This window comes from Methanosarcinales archaeon, assembly GCA_014859725.1.
Lineage (GTDB): Archaea > Halobacteriota > Methanosarcinia > Methanosarcinales > Methanocomedenaceae > Kmv04.
In genome coordinates this window covers 1-19,623 of record JACUTQ010000028.1, presented here as the reverse complement: position 1 = coordinate 19,623, position 19,623 = coordinate 1, and the positions used below count along the sequence as shown (strand labels likewise).

General features: G+C 39.3%; 19 protein-coding genes. 11 read left to right on the top strand and 8 right to left on the bottom strand.

The features are described from left to right. Positions 1-380: 380 nt before the first annotated feature. Entirely contained in the window at positions 381-2,300 is a 1,920-nt protein-coding gene (locus IBX40_03950; GenBank protein MBE0523474.1) for an aconitate hydratase, read from the bottom strand. Between the two features lie 142 nt (positions 2,301-2,442). Here IBX40_03950 and IBX40_03945 point away from each other — a divergent pair, with 142 nt between their 5' ends. Continuing rightward, the gene (locus IBX40_03945) at positions 2,443-3,819 is read left to right on the top strand and encodes a mannose-1-phosphate guanylyltransferase/mannose-6-phosphate isomerase (GenBank protein ID MBE0523473.1); all 1,377 of its coding nucleotides are present in this window, start codon (positions 2,443-2,445) and stop codon (positions 3,817-3,819) included. 48 nt (positions 3,820-3,867) lie between these two features. On the opposite strand, the gene IBX40_03940 is transcribed toward IBX40_03945, so the two are convergent. Next, positions 3,868-4,896, bottom strand: a complete 1,029-nt coding sequence (locus IBX40_03940) for an S-methyl-5-thioribose-1-phosphate isomerase (protein ID MBE0523472.1) — start codon at positions 4,894-4,896, stop codon at positions 3,868-3,870. A gap of 247 nt (positions 4,897-5,143) precedes the next feature. Then, positions 5,144-5,980 carry a hypothetical protein gene (locus IBX40_03935; GenBank protein MBE0523471.1) on the bottom strand — a complete coding sequence of 279 codons (837 nt, stop codon included), beginning with the start codon at positions 5,978-5,980 and terminating at the stop codon, positions 5,144-5,146. Between the two features lie 115 nt (positions 5,981-6,095). On the opposite strand from IBX40_03935, the gene IBX40_03930 reads away from it, so the two are divergent. The 5 genes from IBX40_03930 to IBX40_03910 are packed head-to-tail and all read left to right on the top strand — an operon-like array spanning position 6,096 to position 11,250. Beyond that, on the top strand, positions 6,096-7,151 hold the full coding sequence (locus IBX40_03930) for a M42 family metallopeptidase (protein ID MBE0523470.1): 1,056 nt from the start codon (positions 6,096-6,098) through the stop codon (positions 7,149-7,151). A 32-nt stretch (positions 7,152-7,183) separates the two neighbouring features. Continuing rightward, a complete protein-coding gene (locus tag IBX40_03925) occupies positions 7,184-9,016 on the top strand; it encodes a cation:proton antiporter (protein ID MBE0523469.1) in 1,833 nt (610 codons plus the stop codon). A 15-nt stretch (positions 9,017-9,031) separates the two neighbouring features. After that, entirely contained in the window at positions 9,032-10,207 is a 1,176-nt protein-coding gene (locus tag IBX40_03920) for an ATP-grasp domain-containing protein (GenBank protein ID MBE0523468.1), read from the top strand. Between the two features lie 36 nt (positions 10,208-10,243). Then, entirely contained in the window at positions 10,244-10,738 is a 495-nt protein-coding gene (locus IBX40_03915) for a transcription factor (GenBank protein ID MBE0523467.1), read from the top strand. Then, the gene (locus tag IBX40_03910) at positions 10,699-11,250 is read left to right on the top strand and encodes a TIGR00295 family protein (GenBank protein MBE0523466.1); all 552 of its coding nucleotides are present in this window, start codon (positions 10,699-10,701) and stop codon (positions 11,248-11,250) included. The genes IBX40_03915 and IBX40_03910 overlap by 40 nt, the downstream gene beginning before the upstream one ends. Here IBX40_03910 and IBX40_03905 read toward each other — a convergent pair. Continuing rightward, a complete protein-coding gene (locus tag IBX40_03905) occupies positions 11,247-11,648 on the bottom strand; it encodes a hypothetical protein (GenBank protein ID MBE0523465.1) in 402 nt (133 codons plus the stop codon). The two genes, IBX40_03910 and IBX40_03905, sit on opposite strands and share 4 nt — an antisense overlap. 61 nt (positions 11,649-11,709) lie before the next feature. Then, positions 11,710-12,036: a DUF2551 domain-containing protein gene (locus IBX40_03900; GenBank protein ID MBE0523464.1), complete on the bottom strand. Its 327-nt coding sequence runs from the start codon at positions 12,034-12,036 to the stop codon at positions 11,710-11,712. A gap of 1,141 nt (positions 12,037-13,177) precedes the next feature. Between IBX40_03900 and IBX40_03895 the strand changes: the two genes are divergently transcribed. After that, positions 13,178-14,137, top strand: a complete 960-nt coding sequence (locus IBX40_03895) for an ADP-ribosylglycohydrolase family protein (GenBank protein MBE0523463.1) — start codon at positions 13,178-13,180, stop codon at positions 14,135-14,137. A gap of 26 nt (positions 14,138-14,163) precedes the next feature. Continuing rightward, positions 14,164-14,814: a 2-phospho-L-lactate guanylyltransferase gene (gene cofC / locus IBX40_03890; GenBank protein ID MBE0523462.1), complete on the top strand. Its 651-nt coding sequence runs from the start codon at positions 14,164-14,166 to the stop codon at positions 14,812-14,814. Positions 14,815-14,829: 15 nt separating this feature from the next. On the opposite strand, the gene IBX40_03885 is transcribed toward cofC, so the two are convergent. Both IBX40_03885 and IBX40_03880 read right to left on the bottom strand, forming a co-directional pair. Continuing rightward, positions 14,830-14,979: a hypothetical protein gene (locus IBX40_03885; GenBank protein MBE0523461.1), complete on the bottom strand. Its 150-nt coding sequence runs from the start codon at positions 14,977-14,979 to the stop codon at positions 14,830-14,832. A 115-nt stretch (positions 14,980-15,094) separates the two neighbouring features. After that, positions 15,095-16,036, bottom strand: coding sequence for a ribose 1,5-bisphosphate isomerase (locus IBX40_03880; GenBank protein MBE0523460.1), 942 nt, complete (start codon positions 16,034-16,036; stop codon positions 15,095-15,097). Positions 16,037-16,111: 75 nt separating this feature from the next. Between IBX40_03880 and larE the strand changes: the two genes are divergently transcribed. The 3 genes from larE to IBX40_03865 all read left to right on the top strand — a co-directional run bounded on the left by larE (position 16,112) and on the right by IBX40_03865 (position 18,911). Beyond that, positions 16,112-16,954, top strand: a complete 843-nt coding sequence (larE, locus tag IBX40_03875; GenBank protein MBE0523459.1) for an ATP-dependent sacrificial sulfur transferase LarE — start codon at positions 16,112-16,114, stop codon at positions 16,952-16,954. Between the two features lie 99 nt (positions 16,955-17,053). Beyond that, positions 17,054-18,103: an ABC transporter permease gene (locus tag IBX40_03870; GenBank protein MBE0523458.1), complete on the top strand. Its 1,050-nt coding sequence runs from the start codon at positions 17,054-17,056 to the stop codon at positions 18,101-18,103. A 1-nt stretch (position 18,104) separates the two neighbouring features. Continuing rightward, complete coding sequence (locus IBX40_03865) at positions 18,105-18,911, top strand: ABC transporter ATP-binding protein (GenBank protein MBE0523457.1); 807 nt, start codon at positions 18,105-18,107, stop codon at positions 18,909-18,911. A 49-nt stretch (positions 18,912-18,960) separates the two neighbouring features. Here the strand turns inward: IBX40_03865 and IBX40_03860 are convergent. Then, positions 18,961-19,623: hypothetical protein (locus tag IBX40_03860; protein ID MBE0523456.1), on the bottom strand; the 663-nt coding region annotated here is incomplete at its 5' end.

Sequence of the window (19,623 nt, the reverse complement as noted above, 5' to 3'; positions counted from 1 at the left end):
TTCACCAGCTGGCGAATATGAGCTTAGCTCGGCACGCCTGCGTTCATCCGCGTTCGTATATACACTATTCGGCACAGTTCCAAAATCCAGTTATTCCAACGAATATATCAGATGCAGATGCGATTACAAATCCGTGTAAATCCGCGAAATCCGTGTCTTTTTATTTTTTCAGACGCGGATTAACACTGATTTACACCGATTTTACCTAAAGTCGGCGTCTGAAAAATAACTGGAAAATGGGAAAGTGCCCACTATTCTTGCGAGATCAAAAAAATAAGTGTCTTGTAGCCTACCATAAAAGTAGGTCGAGAGGGAAAACGACGGCACGTCATGCCCTGCTGCGGTTGGGTGTGCTGTCGCAACTTTTGACCCAAAAAGTTCTAACCATGCCTCATCTTCGTATAGTTCAGCAGCCCGCCTGCCAGTATGATCTCCCGCTGCCTGTCTGAAATATCCAGGTTGCACTCAAAAGTATTCGAATCCACCTGTACAGGTATGCTGGTGGCACCTTCCTTTATCAGTTCCCTGACACCACTAAATCTTAAGGTGTCGCCTTGCTTCACTGCTTCATAACCTGCCGGGTCAGCAAATTCCAATGGCAGTATGCCAAAATTTACAAGATTGGCTTTATGAATTCTGGCAAATGATTTAGTAATGACCGCTTTCACGCCCAGGTACATGGGTGCCAGTGCTGCATGTTCCCTGCTGGAACCCTGGCCGTAGTTAAGGCCGCCGATGATGAAACCACCCTGATGCTCCATAGCTCTGGCTGGAAAATCAGGGTCTATCTGGGAGAACACAAATTCACTGATGGCAGGGATATTGCTGCGAAGTGGCAGTATCTTCGGGCCTGCAGGCATTATACCATCAGTGCTGATGTCATCCTTCAGCTTGATAAGGACCTGCCCTTCAAGTTTTGTGGATAGAGGTTCGGCTTTTGGTAGTGGTTTGATATTCGGACCCCGTATCACTTCAACAGAGTCGGGATCAAAGGATGGTTTAATGATCATGGAATCATCTGCTACAAAACTTTCAGGCCACACAACCTTAGGGTACTCACCCAGTTTCCTGGGGTCGGTTATTTTCCCTGTCAGCGCGGCCGCCACACATACCTCGGGGCTGGCCAGGTAAACACTATCATCCATGGTGCCGGAACGTCCCGCCCAGTTCCTGTTAAAGGACCTTATGGATACTGAACTCGATGGCGGGGATGAACCCAGTCCGATGCAGCCGTCACATGTAGTCTCCATAATACGCGCTCCTGCAGATACCATTTCAGCCAGTGCCCGGTTGCGGATTATGGTCTCCAATACCTGCCTGGAACCTGGTGTGATATGGAAACTCAAATCAGGATGTACCTTCTTACCTTTTAAAGTCTCAGCCACTGTCATCAGGTCTTTGTAACTGGAATTAGTGCATGAACCTATAATGACCTGCTGCACAGGTGTGCCCTCAATTTCAGACACCTTTACTACCGCATCAGGAGATCCCGGCTTTGCCATCATGGGCTCCAGTTCGCTGAGGTTTATCTCGATATGCTCGTCATATTCGGCATCAGGGTCTGCTGTTATTGGTTTCCAGTCATCCGGTCTGCCCTGTATCTCAAAGAACTGCCTGGTAATAGCATCGGATGGGAAGAGGGAAGATGTAGCTCCAAGTTCGGCCCCCATATTGGTAATTGTGGCCCTCTCCGGTACTGACAGGGTTGCACACCCAGGCCCGTAATATTCAAAGACCTTACCGACACCGCCTTTGACAGTAAGTCTTCTAAGCATTTCAAGAATAACATCCTTGGCACTGACCCAGGGGTTAAGTTTGCCGGTCAGTTTTACACCCACCACAGTTGGCATTTTAACATAATAGGGTGCTCCGCCCATGACTACTGCTACATCAAGCCCGCCAACACCTATTGCCAGCATACCTGCTCCTCCGCCAGTAGGTGTATGGCTGTCAGAGCCAACCATGGTATTTCCAGGCTTTGAGAACCTCTCAAGGTTTACCTGGTGGCAGATTCCGTTACCGGGTTTTGAGAATTGGATGCCATACTTGCAGGCAAATGTCTGGAGAAAACGGTGGTCGTCGGCATTCTCAAATCCAGCCTGGAGCATGTTATGATCCACATAGCTTACGGCCAGAGGTACCATGACTTTCGGGATATCAAGAGCTTCGAACTGCAAGTATGCCATGGTACCTGTTGCATCCTGGGTCAATGTCTGGTCGATCTTGATAGCTATTTCTTGTCCGGGCTGCATTTTACCTTCGACAATGTGGGATGAGATTATTTTATATGTAAGATTCATGGTCTTATCATAATTCTAACCTTATTAAATATAACCATAATAATACGACAAATTATTGGTTTTTTCAAGTAGATATATCTTTATTGTTATTCAACGTCTCAATAATGTAAAACATATTCTAGGTAATACAAGGTGGTACATCATAAAATCTATAATTCTTGCAGGTGGGTCCGGAACACGCCTGTGGCCATTAAGCAGGGAGTATTATCCGAAACAATTCTTAAAATTAGGCGAATCATCATTGTTTCAGGATACTTTCAAACGATGTTTAGCAGTATCTAAAATTTCAGAAATATTTGTAGTAACCAATGAATCACAGAAATTTTTCGTAATCGGTCAGATAGAAGAGCTGGGATTTTCCCTTCCTGGTAACAACCTGTTAATTGAACCCGAAGGTAAGAATACATTACCTGCTATATGCTTTGGCATAAGTGAGATCGAGAAGATATTCGGCGTATCAGATGTTGGGATATTTTCATCAGATCATATCATGGATATGGGGGCAATGGATACTATTGCTGCTGCAAAGGATCTTGCAAAGGAATACCTTGTTACATTTGGAATTGTTCCCAAATCACCTCATACAGGGTATGGGTACATCAAACCCGGAGAAGCTGTTGGGGCAGGATACAAGGTTTCGGAATTTAATGAAAAACCAGATATTAAACAAGCGAAAAAATATGTAGATAGCGGCTACTTATGGAACAGCGGTATGTTCCTATTCAATACCGAAGTATTTTCATCAGAACTTTCAAAACATGCACCTGAATTATTGGAAACTTTTACATCAAATAAGAATATCAATGAGATATACAGCGATATATCTGCCATATCAGTTGACTATGGCCTTTTGGAAAAATCAGATAATGTGGCTGTTGTAAAGCTTGATTTTAATTGGAGCGATCTGGGTAATTTTGATGCCATGTATGATGAATTCGAAAAAGATGAGTTCGGGAATGTAAAATTCTGTTGTGAAAGTATTTCAATGGATTCTTCCGGCAATATTATCCAATCCACAGAAGAAAAAGTGGTCTCGTTAATAGACATTGATAATATGGTGGTAGTTGACACACCAGATGCCTTGCTTGTTTGTCCTCGTTCAAGCAGCCAGAAAGTAAAGGACATCGTGGGTGTACTTAAAGATCGAAACGATGAACGTGCTTCACTTCATACACTTCATAGAACGGTGTACCGCCCCTGGGGATCATATACGGTCATGGAGGATTCAGAGCGGTACAAGATAAAGAAGATCCGGGTGATACCTGGAAAGACATTAAGCCTGCAGCTTCACCATCACCGGAGTGAGCATTGGGTAATGGTTACAGGGACCGCATGCGTGCATGTAGGTAAAAAGAAGTTTTTCCTGCATCAGGGGGAAAGTACTTTTATCAGTCCCGGGGTAAAGCACAGGTTATCTAATCCAGGAAAGTTTGCACTTGAGATCATAGAAGTGCAGCTTGGGGAGTATGTGGGTGAGGATGATATTGTGAGATTTGATGACGAATTGCTTCTATTCTAGACATATATTGAGTAGAGGATTGAATTGTCTGATTTTTTACAATCATTATCATTGAGCAAAACGAACCTCATCCACCAAAAACGGCGGCCTGAACACACCATTCTCAGTAATTATAGCTGTCACATTCTCCATAGGCGTAGCATCAAAAGCCGGGTTATAAACCTCCACATTCAGCGGTGCGATCTGTCGTCCCGCCATGAATCGCAGCTCATCGCCGTCCCGCAGTTCTATCTCCACCTCATCCTCCATCCTTTCAAAATCAAATGTTGATATCGGAGCTGCCACATAGAAAGGCACACCATGTTCATTTGCCACAATACTGTGGGTATAAGTGCCTATTTTATTGAACACCGCATCCTGCGTGATCCTGTCAGCACCCACGATAACACTGTCCACCATTCCCTCGCGCATCACATGACCGCTCATGCTGTCAGTGATCAGGGTCACAGGGATCTTGTCTTCCATCAACTCCCACGCAGTGATTCTGCTGCCCTGGTTCAGGGGCCGGGTCTCGCAGGCTATAACCTTGATATCCTTCCCCATCTCCACAGCACTGCGTATCACACCCAGGGCCGTACCCCAGTCAACACACGCCATCCGGCCCGCATTGCAGTGTGTCATCACAGTATCCCCGTCCTCCAGTAGTTCGGCACCATGCGCACCCAGGCGTTTATTAAGTTCCACATCCTCGTCGGCTATTGCCTTAGCTTCCTGTCTCACGATTTTACGAATGCTATCAATATCATATGCATCCATAGCAGCTTTCAATACCCGGTCCACTCCCCAGGCCAGGTTCACAGCTGTTGGTCTGGTCCCTTTTATCATATCCCCCGCAGCAGCAAGCTCATTCATTAATTCTTCCATTGACCTTGCAGTACTCCTGGCAGCTGCCAGTGCGATCCCGAATCCCCCGGCAGCACCCAGTGCAGGGGCACCCCGAACCCTTAGTGATTTTATTGCCTCAGAAAGGGATCCAAGAGCATTGCACTCGATCAACTTATATTCTTGAGGTAACAGAGTTTGGTCAACCATAATTATGGTATCATTTTCATCATTCCAGTCAATAGTCCTCAACATTCATCACCAACAACACCATCTATTTTGAACAGTCGTGCAGTATTACCACACAGTATCATTTCTATATGCTTTTTTTCAATATCCATATTCATGATATTCATGGTTTCCACCAAGGTCCCTGAAAGGATAATCGGTTTTTATTAACTCCATATTGGTGTTCCATTCCCTGTATGGCTTTTGATGCTATCTTTTCAGGAAATATATGGGTATGAACATCAGATAAGAATACCAATTTGACACGAGCCCCTTACGTCCGTATTTTCAGAGCTGGAATGTTCTGTTTTATCTCAAATTCAATATCTTTGCATGTCAATGGTTTTGATAATTTTTTATCTATGATAAATGACCCTAATATTATCAAACATATTATTACTATCACTATCAACAACAGTATCCAGATTACCGGTTCTGGTACGGACCCTGGATAAAGGAGTAATACTCCGGAAATAATAAGACCCGGAATTAACAGCCCTGAATACTTGAAATATCCAATAATTATATTGAATTTTCGTATAGTATTAACATCCCGGGTGAAGTTATACCCATCAGCATTTTTCCTTATCTCATAAAAATTTGATGACGGAACAATAGTACTTTCCATAATACAGGTAAGTACCTTGAAAAATGTAAATGCTGAAATCGGAAATTTACAGATATCTGTAAGATTTTCCGATTCCTTGTCAAGTCCCTGTGATTCCAGGTCATTTTTCATGCTAATAATAATTTCATTCTTGAAACTCAATACATCTTCATAGGCCGTGCAAACCAATATAGAGAGCCACAACAGGTGTTTTTTCTCACCATTTTTGACCAATTCACGCCTTATTGTCTCGATACTGTACAACGGCACCTTCACCTCCATGGGATCACCTAACAGATTTGGCACTTTTATGATGGTTGCGACCTCGTTAGTCTTACTTCTGAGAAGCTCGACGAAGATGGGTCTTAGCAAGTACAATCTTCGAATTGCCCTTTTCTTTTGTATGAGAAATAATCCCAGAATTGACATAAGGGTAATAATCATCAATATAAAAATAATAAAAGCAGCTGTAATCATTTGATAGATGATAGGTTGCATTACCATAATTATTAAATGTCAATTTAGATACATAAATATGATGATTTATGTTGGCTCTATACTTTTAGCAGATAATATTAATAACACTAAAGTTGTTTAATGTTACCATTGGGTGATGTTTATGGAACAACTGGATGAAACTTTACATATTTTTTCAAACACACATGGTGTATCAGGTTATGAAGGCAATGTAAGCCAACTTCTTGAAAAAAAGCTGCGGCCTTACACAGACGAGATCAAAACTGATAAAATGGGCAATCTGATCGCAACCAGGAAAAGAGGTTCTCCCTCCATTATGATCGCTGCTCATATGGACGAGATCGGTTTAATGGTAAAATACATAGATGAAAATGGTTTTATCTATTTTGTCAAACTTGGCGGCTGGTTCGACCAGACCCTTCATAGCCAAAGAGTAATTCTCAATACTGAAAAAGGAGATATCTATGGCGTTATCGGTGCCAAACCTCCGCATGCCATGAAAGACGAAGAGAGAAAAAAACCAGTTGAAGCAGAAAATATGTTCATTGACATAGGAGCAAAAGACAAGGAAGATGCTGAAAAAATGGGTGTGATTCCAGGCGTAACTGCCACAATCGACCGCCAGTTTACCCGACTGGGCAACAACAGGGTTACTGGCAAGGCTTTTGATGACAGGGCCGGATGTGTTATAATGATAGAGGCTATGCGGATGATCCATGAAATGGATGTGGATGCAACAGTCTATGCTGTTGGGACTGTGCAGGAAGAGGTTGGCTTGAAAGGGGCCAGGATCAGTGCTTTCAGTCTTGATCCTGATGTAGCAATAGTCTCAGACGTAACGGTATCAGGCGACCATCCAGGGATTGAGAAGAAACAAAGTGCTATTGAATTGGGTAAGGGCCCGGCCATCACTATTCTTGATGCGGCGGGAAGGGGTCTGATAGTTACTGAAAAGGTCATAAAATGGCTAAAAGAAACTGCCAAAACAGAAAATATTGACATCCAGCTCGACGTTGCAGATGGAGGCACAACTGATGCAACTGCTATTCATCTTACCAAAAGCGGAATTCCATCTGCTGTGATAAGTGTACCTTCGAGATATATCCATTCTCCCGTGGAGGTCGTGGATCTAGAGGATCTTAAAAAGAGTGCAAATTTAATCGCCTGTGCAGTAAAAAGCGCTTCAAAATATTTCTAAACTTAAAATAAAAAAAATGGGGCTTTATTAGTATGTCCTGGTCCATACTGGCAATCCTTGCAGTTGTTCTTCTGATTGGGATTGGCTCTCAGATACTTGGAAAGCTAATTAAAATACCCAGTATTGTCTTTCTGTTACTTTTTGGCATATTATTAGGACCGGAATTCCTCAATATTATAGATTCATCGAATTTAGAACAGGAACTGGAAGCAATAGTTGCATTGTCAGTAGCTATCATTGTCTTTGATGGAGGGCTGCAGATCAATGTGAGGCATATACGAACTCTACAAAAGAGCATTCTCTATCTGATCACTATTGGAGTTTTAATAACCTTCACAGGAGCATCACTTGCTGCCTACTATCTGTTGAATGTTGATCCCGGGATTGCATTATTATATGGTTCCATTGTCTCGGCAACAGGCCCCACTGTCATAACACCTCTGGTCAAACAGATACACGTAAAACAGAAGATCAGCAAGATACTGGAAGTTGAAGGCGTGCTCAATGACCCGATCAGTGTGATACTGGCAGCATTGGTCTTTGAATGGGTATTACTGGACATACCTGGGACAAATGCACTGGGACAGATGGCTACCAGGGTTGGAATGGGCCTGGTAATCGGCTTTATAGGAGGAATCATTCTTACTTACGTCTTGCAGAACATATCAATGGTCACAGCCCAATATGCAAGGATCTTTACATTGACAATGGTCATTCTCACCTTCACCGGAGCCGAACTGTTCGGGAACGGTTCCGGGATACTGGCAGTCGCGATCTTAGCTTTTATAATAGGTACCACTGAAGTAAATCATATAGAATCCATTAAAGAGTTCAAGGGTGACCTGGTAGTAATTTTACTGTCTATTATATTTATTCTTCTGGCTTCGTTGATACGATTTGAATTCATCTGGAAGATAGGAATTCCAGGTTTAATTATTATTGCATTGTTATTATTCGTGATTAGACCAGTATCAGTATTTGCATCAACTAACAGTTCTACGCTTTCTTTTAAGGATAAATTCTTTATTTCTGTTATCTCACCCAGAGGTGTGGTACCTGCATCAATGGTCACATATTTTGCAATACGTATGAGGGGACTTGATTCAGGCGGACAGGTAGATGTATTGGTAGGACTGGTATTTTTGACAGTGATCTTCTCTGTCTTATTGCCAGGAATTTTTGCCGGTACGATTGCAAAGAAATTAGGAGTGATACCTATGGAAATATTATTGATTGGAGGAGGAGGGGTGGGCAGAGAGCTCGCCCAGAGGTTTGATAACCGCGGTGAAAACGTGGTAGTAGTTGACACTGACAAGAATAACTGCCAGATGGTCATGAATCTGGGTATAAAAGCAGTTAATGGTGATGGTAACGATATTAATGTACTTGAAAAGGCAGGAATTAGACATGCAAAGTACATTATAGCAACAACAGATCGAGATAACGTCAACCTGCTGGCATGCCAGATCGCAAAAAGTAAATTCGGATTTTCAAGTGATATGCTGGTTGCCAGGGTAAATGATCCTAATAATGTGCAATTATTTTCTGAGATGGGCATACGGTCTATGAGTCCGGTAATATCTGCTGCCATCATCCTGGAGAACATGGTAGGGCGGCATGACCTGTTCACAATGTGCGAAGTAGGTACCCAGGGAGATATAATCGAAATCGAGGTAAACAATCCGAAAGTTATCGGAAAAGCCATTAAAGAAGTTGATCTTCCCAAAGACAGCCTGATAGTTCTGGTAAGACGTGGAGATCAATCAATCATAGCCCATGGGAATACTGTCATAGAAGAAGGGGACAATGTTACAATTATTGGCCAGGCAGGAGCGGCTTCAGAAGCAGCCAGTATAGTGCAATGATATTGGTGGTTCGAAATGAATATCCTGGTAATTGGATTTAATACACGTCATATAGTCTGTTCTGCAAGACGCGCTGGTTATACTGTATATTCTATAAGCAATTTTGCAGATCAGGATCTGGAAGGTTGCTCGGAAAAGTCCATTACTCATGATATCAAAGATGTTCAAAATATTGATCTGAACGAATTAATACCTTCCATTAAAGCTTTTCTACCTGTCGATTTATTAGTCTTGGGACCAGGATTTGAACACCTTGGACAATGGGCATATGAAATAATTGGCAGTAACACCCCAATTCTGAATAATCAACAAGACATTGTTATAAAAGTATCTGATAAGATCTGGCTGTCAAACACATTAAAGGCTAAAAACATTCCACATCCAGTAACGTTTTCATTAGATTCATTATCCACACCAGACGACTGGACTAAGGGATTCCCTGCCATGTTAAAACCCAGATATGGTGCAGGTGGAATAGATAATATTTTAATAGAAAATCCGGATGATCTTAGAACAGCTTTGGAGCAGATTGGTAATAATAAGGACCAATTTTTAATCCAGGAATTTATCAGAGGCGCAGTTGTAAGCGTATCAGTAATTTCAACAGGAAAAAAAGCAGTTGCCATTGCTGTTAATGAACAATTATCAGGTATTCCGGAACTGACTCAAATGCCCTTTGCCTACTGCGGCAATATTACACCATATTTTTCAAAACATAATAAAAAGCTGTACGATATTGCAGTCAATCTTGCAATCGATTTAAAATTGGTTGGTACTAATGGAATAGATTTCATAATTACTGATAATGGACCCATGGTCCTGGAGGTAAACCCAAGATTTCAGGGAAGCATTGATACTATAGAAAAAGCCACTGGTATCAATATCTTTAAGGCACATAGTGATGCTTTTGAAGGAAAACTGCCTGTGTTCAGTGATTATCAATGTCACTGCGTTAAGGCAATATTCTTTGCACCTGATAAATTTTACATGACCCAAAAAACAAATACGTATTTATTGGAGTGCCTTGATCAAGATACTGTCGCCGATGTCCCCGCAGAAGGTGTAATGTTTGAAAAAGATGATCCTGTAGTATCTTTCATAGTAACAGGAACCGATCGAATAGAGGCTATCAAAAAGGTAAAGTATCTTGTTAATGGTCTATTGGAAAAGCTGAACAACACAAAAGATTAATGAATATATAATACACAATTATGCATAGGTGATATTTTGGTAGACTTAGATAACCCGGTGATTCAAGGGCTATTATTGAATCTCGTGGGAGAAGAAGGGATGGCTGTTATCCTCAACATGCCTGAAGAGGAGGTCACTGATGAAGAAGTGGCAAATTTAACAAATGTGCCTTTAAATATTGTGAGACGTACATTATACATACTTTTTGAAAATAGGCTTGCTACTTATCGACGCGAAAGAAACAAAGATAGTGGTTGGTTGACCTATTTATGGCATCTTGATCTAAGTGGAATAAATGATCTGCTAATTTCTGAAATTAAAAAACTTATTCGTAATCTTCAGACCAAATTTGATTTTGAAGATAAAAATATGTTTTATGTATGCAAGGACAATTGCGGTCGGTATGTATTTGATGCGGTAGCTGAGATTGATTTCTTATGTCCTAATTGCGGAGAGGACGTGGTTTTTGAAGATAATGAGTTAGTGAAAGAATGCATATCAAAACGGATTCAAGAGTTAAAGGCAACCTGATCCCGAATAAAGACGGTGCTCTTGAAATTCTGCAAAGGGTGGGATGCAGTGAAAGAGTTATTCAGCATTGTTTGATAGTATCGGAATATGCCACTGAAATTGCTAAACAAATTAATAAAAACGGGCTCAAAGTGGATATTCAATTGGTCAAAATTGGTGGCCTGCTTCATGATATCGGGCGTTCCAGGACACATGACATTAAACATGGTATTGAAGGTGCCTGCCTGGCCAGGGAATACGGACTTTCCGAAAGATTGATAGGCATTATTATTAACCATATCGGAGCAGGGATAACAGATGAAGAAGCGGGAAAAATGGGACTCCCACCAGGAAATTACATGCCTGTGACTCTGGAAGAAAAAATAGTAGCCCACGCCGATAATTTGGTGAATGATAATGAGATATTTCCAATATCCAAAATTGTAGTAATACTCAAAAAAAAAGGAAGAAGCGAGACAATTATTAAAAGAATCGTTGATCTGAATAGCCAGATTGTTGGCCTCATTCATTAAAGGTTTTCGGGATTATTCTTTAGAACAGCAGTCCACCACCACAAAGCGAGATCGTTAAGGTCTTTACTGAATTGACCGGATAATCGATATTCCCCATTCTTATTGGTAATCATGCCGGCTCCAAGAAGTTTGTTTCTCATTGCATAAAAAGAGGCTTTTCCCAGATTCAACTCTTCAGATATTTGCTTCCATTCACTGGTTTTTATTGGGTCGTTATTTTTTTGCCTCTCTTCTATTTTAATTAAAAATTTTTGACCTCTTGCCGCTGTTTTTTCTTCCTGGAAAAGTCTTCGCATAAGTTCATAAAATGGATCTCTTGAATGACTTATCCTGCTATTTGAATCCGAACGTACCATAAAAGTCGTTGAAGTCCGGGGTGCATCTTTTACATAGGTCATTTATACAAAACTTAGCTCCGCTATGACATAAATTACTAGATAGATATTTTGTTTTTCATCGTTAAGTCGAGATCGGTTTAACTGATAGTCTATTTACTATTGATCTAACTAATTCTATATATTCTTCTTTTAGGGAATATAAAATTGGTGTTTTGTAGGATTCTTTATGTGCTCTCAGTATCCCCAATTTTGAGTGAATATACCCTACCATTGAAGCTACAACATTATGCGAAACATCATATTTTTTAGATATGATAATGTAAACCACTTCTACTGTAGCATTCTTAATATCCAGAAATATTTTTAATATATGGTTTCTTATTCCATTAGTATCAAGTTCCAGATATTTTTCTAATCTTTTCGCGATTTTATGTCTTAACGATCCCATATCCATCGCTCCTTAAGCGCTGTTCATAATCCTTTATTATAAATTCTATATTATCTATATATATACGTTTCTACTTATTCATCATTTGTTGCCAGTTCATTGTCAAAAGTTGCGACGGTACAATCATAGCAGAAATCCAAATACTCTATCTTTGTCAAATAATATTTTATTCCTATATTTTTTGCAAAAACCATATGGCAGAGTATAGTCATTAAGATTAACTCTCACTTTTTCGACAGCATTATAAATAATTGTTTTTCATAATTATTTTTTTTAAAACATTCTCATTTTTTGATAAGTTAAATCTGAAATATATATATATATATTCTATTAACAATATTAAATCATATTTATAATATCAATTTATATAAGCAACTTTTTATTTTAAGAATTTTTTTAAAACATAATAATATTTACCTTATTTATATTTTCAACTAAATAATTGATAATTTACCAGAATTGAAATATGTAATATAATTCGAATGATATATTATCACTGGTTATTTTTATTCAATTTCCACATTATTTATTCAAGGAAAGATGATTAATACAACACATTACCATATACTATATGATCGATGTTTATTAAATGAAAAATACCACATTTACACAATATCGACAATTACACATACTATAGGAATATGCGTATTGCCGACTACAAACCCAGTATGATTTATAGAAAATATATTCCTTCTAACATATCAGTTATTTGATTGGATATATTACCATAGTTTATAGGAATTTATACTGCGTAACAAACCAAAAAATTTTTGATTTAAGGCTATATTTGCAGTGGCATTTCTTAATTAAAAAGGATACCCTTTCACTACCTATTTATTATATATAAATATAGGCTTATAAAATTCAATAAAATCGAACTACCATAATATTTTTATATCATATATTAATGTTTTTCACCTCAAAATAGCAGAATTATTTAAAAATATATAATATACTATATATATTTTATTATATCTAATTTTTAAATTATACTTGAGAATATATTTATCAACATCTCTGCAAAACTTAAAAATCTCTAATATTCCCAGGCAATAAATAATTATATGTGCAAAGAAATAAATTTACAAATTATTAACTAAATTCGATAAATTTATTTGTATTTATATTCTTATAACATAGGATGTTTAAGAAAAAATATCAGGGATGTTTATTAGGCAGTGCAATTGGCGATGCGTTGGGGATGCAAAGCGAGGGCATGAATCCTACTGAAATTATGCAAAAATTCAAAATAGTATTCGATTACGGACCCGGAAGACCAGGCAGTTTTAATGAAAAACTGAGACCTGGGCAATATACTGATGATACAGAGCAGACCATAATGATTGCACAGACCATCATAGAATCAGGTAAATTCGATCCGGTATTATTCTCAAAAAAGCTTGCCGATCATTATAAGATACTGAAATCAAATCCTGAATTGAATCGGGGGTGGGGAAGTAACAGTCTTACAGCCTGTAAAAGATTACTTGAAGGTATTCCTTGGACAGAATCCGGTGTAGAAGCTCCGACATGCGGTTCTGCTATGAGGGTTTCTCCAATTGGTTTATTATTTCATAATGATTTGATCAAGCTTGAAGAGACAGCAAGGATCTCTAGTTTGCCTACCCATAAAAGCAATGAATCCATAGGTGGAGCAGTGGCTGTGGCAGCAGCAGTTTCTCTTGCCGTAAGCAATGCCGATATTGATACAATTATCAGAACAATGGATAATCTGGCTGGTAAGTATGATCCTATTTTTGCAGACAAAATAGGTTTAGTAGAAAATGTGAGATATATGGCTCAAATAAATGCCTTCTCCATTCTCAAAACATCAATTATGACCAGGGACGTGGTACCATCCGCATTATATTGCTTTGCCAGCAATGTCCTGGATTTTCCAAAGACAATTATCACAGCTATAAATGCCGGTGGGGATACAGATTCTATCGCAGCAATTGCAGGTGCAATAAGTGGTGCATACCTTGGAATTGATGCTATCCCGAAAAAATGGCTTGAAGGACTTGAAAACCGGGAAGAAATCGAGAATATTGCCTTGCAACTGTGGGAAATAGGTAAACATAATATGAAGGACAATAATTAGTAATTTCAAACCAGGAATGTCAATCAATGAGAGCAGTAATACCATTTAAAAAAGTAAATGCAAAGACCAGGCTATCTGGGATCCTATCTGAAAACCAACGGCAGGATTTGGCTCTTGAAATGCTATTGGATGTAATTTTTGCACTTGAAGCTTCTGGAAAATTCAATGAAATTGAGATTATAAATTCATCAATCTCCAGCATTATGAATACAGAATTTCCTGCCCATGTCAATGTACTCATAAGCGAAAAAGGTTTGAATGAAGCTCTGAATGAATATCTGGATAAGTTAGCAAGTCACAATATGGGTGAAGTGCTAATTATTATGGCAGACATGCCTCTAGTCACTAAAAAACAGATACAGGAACTAACCAGGCTTACTGCTGATATTGTGATCGTACCAGGTTCCGGAGGCGGGACCAATGCCCTGTTGATACGAAAGCCTGATAAATTTCATGTTGATTATTACGGTACAAGTTTTCTGGACCACGTAAGGATCGCCAAGGAAGCAGGACTGAGCATGGATATATATGATTCATTCATGATGAGTACTGATATTGACGAGCCAAAAGACCTCGTAGAACTATTAATTCACGGCAAAGGCAGAGCAGCACAATATCTCAGATCTATTGGAATTAAATTGGATACTGAAACGGCTCGCCTGGTCTTTAATAATTAATAATAAAGTCTGATCCTATCGTTTTATTATTAATTGCAGGTTTTTCCAGTCTTTTTCCACATCGTTCAGGGATTCTGCTGCTCCCGTTACAATCCCTGCAATGATCTTTTCCACAAAATTGTTCATAGGAATATCTTCACCATCAATTGTAAGGTCTATTTCCATTGTTTGCCTCCATTACAATATACATATTATATAAGTTCAAATCCAAGTTTCAAATTAAAATCACCATTGGAAAATATGATTCAATAATGTATCTCATGCATCTAAGGTTTTATCTTCATTGATAAATAGCCCCTATCATTTCCTGAATATCCCATCCAAGTATATCACGGATAATAATATAACTCATTTCAGGAGGGATGGCACCCACTTCAGTGCATATAAGATCAATATAACTGGCAGGTGTGATATCAAATGCAGGATTCTTGACTTCTACATTTTCCAGGGATGATATGATATCAGACTTGATGACCTCGCTGATGTCCCGTTCTTCTATCTCAACCATTTCACCCATCAAGGTGCGGGGAGAGAACTTGTGTGTCTCTGCTGCCACTATCAGGTTGGTCCTGCTCTCATGGGCTGCCAGAGCCAGTTGGGATGTACCTATCTTATTGATCAGGCTGCCATTTGCAGTCACTGCATCAGCACCAACCACCACGAGGTCCACATCTTTCATAAAGAACCTGACAGCTGAATCCACTATCAGACTGGTCTTAATACCCAATTTGTTCAGTTGGGCAATGGTCAGATGACCTTGAAGCCTTGGTCTGCTTTCAGTGGCAATGACATTGATATCTTTTCCGGCAAGGTGCGCTTCATTAATTACGGAAATTGCTGCCTGGCTATTACAGTGGGTCATAATTGTGTCCCCATCCTTAATACGATGGCTGCCTATCAATCCTATTCTGTGGACCGCTTCCTTTGACGTGGTAATAAAATTATCAGCAAGTCGTACCAGATCAGATCGTGCTTCATCAACTGAATCTCCCTTATAAGAAATAACAATCCTTACAGCATTAGGCAGTGATACGGCTGTAGGCCTTGTGTCAATCAGGATTTTAGCTGCTTTAGATAGTTGAGTGTCAAATTCTGGTTTAGATAATGAGTCCAGTTCGAGCGCGTAATTCTTTAAAGCCTCAGCAGCCGAACGCGCAATTGTAGCCGCCCCCCGTATCTCCATAGTTTGAATTTTTTCTGCAATGTCTAATACCGTCTTCATTTCACACACCTTAAACGTCAAATGGTCATTTACAAGGCAAAAGCCTTACTACTATCTGCATGTAAATAACGCCATATGAGTGAAATATCCAATTCATCTCAATATATTAGAGATGACCAGTCTATTCAGGATCGAATAAATCAAGTTATAGGGTATTTTGCAGAATATAATAGTGTGCTGTTAGCTTTTAGCGGTGGGGTAGACAGTAGCACTTTGGCGGCACTGGCCTGTCAAGCATTGGGGGATAAGGCAATAGCAGTCACGGCAGATAGCCAGACCTTACCCCGGGCCGAACTTGAGTTATCCAAACAGACAGCCTCCTCCATTGGAATCAGGCATATTATTACCCCATATAATGAATTGGAGGAGCCGGGTTTTGCAGACAATCCTATGGACAGGTGCTATCTTTGCAAAAGCGGCATGTTCCGTGATTTGAATAGGCTGGCTCAGGAATTAGGTTGTGAGATAGTGGCTGATGGGACAAATGCATCCGAGATTACCGGGCATAGACCAGGACACAGAGCAGCTTTGGAATGTGATGTAAAGACTCCATTTGCCGATCTGGGTATAACAAAACAAGAGATACGCAAGATGGCCAAATTTCTTGGATTATCAATCTGGAATAAACCCCAGCAGGCCTGTCTGTCCAGCAGGTTCCCTTACGGCCATACTATCACTGAGGAAGGACTATTAAGAGTGGAAGCAGCTGAAGAATTTCTGCAGGGTCTTGGAATAATCCAATTAAGGGTGCGTGATTATGGGAATACGGCCCGAATTGAAGTTGCAACAGCCGATCTCTCAAATATATTAAAAAACAGGGACGTTATTGTTAAAAAATTGAAAGATCTCGGTTATATCTATGTTACTCTGGATCTCGAAGGGTTCAGAAGTGGTAGTATGAACGAAGCATTTCTTTGAATATTTTGGACAAATTTAAATAAAATCGATTAGATGTTAAATTAGATTTTAGTAATATTTTCAATACAATAAAGGGTCACAATGGTAAAACTCCTTTCAATGTTAAAAAAAGAGGTCCTCTTAACCAAACGTAATATTTCCATTATTTTATTGATCGTTATGCTACCCCTGGTTTTTGGCCAGATAGCCGGGTCCTTCAGGACGTCATTACCAAAAGACACTCCGATATTGATAGTGGCAAAAAACGATGAGGTTACGCAGGATGATATGGATTATGTGGAAGGTTGGACAACTCTCTTTTCAGAACCTGTTATAGGAGTAAATGAAGCAGATGGAATTTACAAATTACAGCGTGAGGAGGCTTATCTCTTATTTGTAGTCCCTCCCAATGTAACACAGACCATGGCTGGTGAGGGTGAATTTGAGATCTATGTTGACAACTCCTTTGTTCCTGTAGAAAAAGTATCAGAATATGTTGTCCATAATGTTGAGATATATTTTACCACAACCTCCTTCAAAGGATCTGATATTGTATTAAAAAGGATAAATGATCGCAAGTCTATGCCTGAATATATGCTGCCTGGCTTTATTATGCTGATGACCTGCTTAATGGCACTGACTATCCTTCCCTACAGCATGGGTAATGAGCGCAATGTGATCAGGCGTCTGAAAATTGAACGCACCTTTGGCAGTATGGTTGCAGCAAAAATGTTATTTTTTGTATTGCTGGTGATCGTCCAATTATTATTACTCAGATGGTCAGAAAGTATAATCCAGCTCGAAACCGGTTTTATTGACCTTGATACATTTATTATTGTACTTCTGACAATGATCTATCTTTCTGCAATAAGTTTGTCAATAACATTTTTAACAAAGTTTTCAACAACAGGGAATTTAATAAACACGTTAATACTTTTTTTAATACTGCTGTTCAGCGGCACCTTTTATCCGGTCGGATTTTTCCCGATCTACCTGCAAAAAATGGCTCTTATGCTGCCTTCATACTATTCTATGGTCATGTTAAGAGGAGCAATGCTTAAAAATGTGGATATGTCCATCTATAATGACTGGATGACAGGAATTGTCCTATTAACTATTATTACATTAATTATTCTGGTATTTTCAGTGAAAAAATTCAGGGATGTTTGAATTGGGAAGTATAGATATCAATAGCCTTACTAAGAAATTTGATACAGAGCTGGCCCTGGACAATGTCAACTTCAGCATTCCAATTGGCACCGCATGTTTAATAGCAGGTCCCAACGGCTCGGGAAAAACCACTCTATTAAATATCCTGGTAGGGCTCACCAAGATAACAGCAGGGTCCTTAACAAAACCAAAAGGTCTTTCCATAGGATGTGCGTTCCAGGACCCCAGGGTTTATGAAAATTTAACAGTATACCAGAATTTGAAACTTTTTTCCGGATTAAAAAAAGTGAAAGACAAGCTGTGGGCAGACTACCTGGTTGATTTTTTAAAACTTACCCAGTGGAAGGATTTCTATGCAAGTGATCTGTCAACAGGAAATGCAAAAAAAATGGACATAATCCTTTCTGTGTTAGATAAACCTGACATCCTCGTTCTTGATGAACCGCTTTCCACATTGGATATGGAATCTCGAAAATCCGTACTCACGTTACTTAAGGATCTAAAGCAGGGAGGGACAACCATTATTATAGCTTCTCATCACATTGATGATTTCAGTTCCCTGATCGACAACTTTGTTATATTAAATAAGGGTAAGATCGTGTATAACAGCGCGCTGCCGGAAATTGATAACAACAGGCTGGTTATTGAATTAAAATATGACAATGATGCACAGAACCGGAAAATAATCATAGAAGACAAATCATATCTTTTGGATGAACTGCAAAAAATTGATATCGAGCAGTGTTCTGAAATTGTTATAAAAAAATATGGTTATGACCAATTATACCTGAACATTATCCAAAATTAAAAAAAATATGTGCCCGGGAGGTCTCCGGGCTGATTCACGAATGTCTTAATTAATATGGCATCATTTGACTGAATGAATTCGACATATCTTTTATCTGTTGAACAGTCGATGACGATTTTATTGTAACAGTAGAACCTTTTTGTTCTATTGTTATTTTATCGATGGTCTCCTTTGCGTTTTCATCAGGTATCATACCTTTATAGATTTTTAGAAATCCATCAATTACATCTGCGATATCTTCAGCAGAAGCTGAATCTGAGGTGTATACATTCACAGTATTTGTCATAGCGGAACTTTTCTTCTGGAATAAATATGTGATAATTTCTATTTCATTAACAGATTCAAAGTTGTAAGGACCTGAATTGCTGTTTTCAATATCTTCTTTGACATTGGCAGGGACCTCAAACGCGATCTTGACGATCCCACTATCTAACGCATTATATTTATCCATCAGTTCCCCTGAATGACTATTTTTATCCCCTTTCTGAATGTCGATCACATCTTCGATCACACTCGCTGAAGTGGCTAAAAGGACCAATCCATCATCGATCTCCATTATGGCTTGTGAGGATCCAAAGGAACTCGTTTCCAGATAATATTCATAACCCTGGTAACGCGCTTTCTCAAAATTCCCATCCTCGATAGCTTTATTAATTAATGCATTGCTGTCGAAACTACCTATAATAAAATATCCAGAATGCTGGTCTATAGA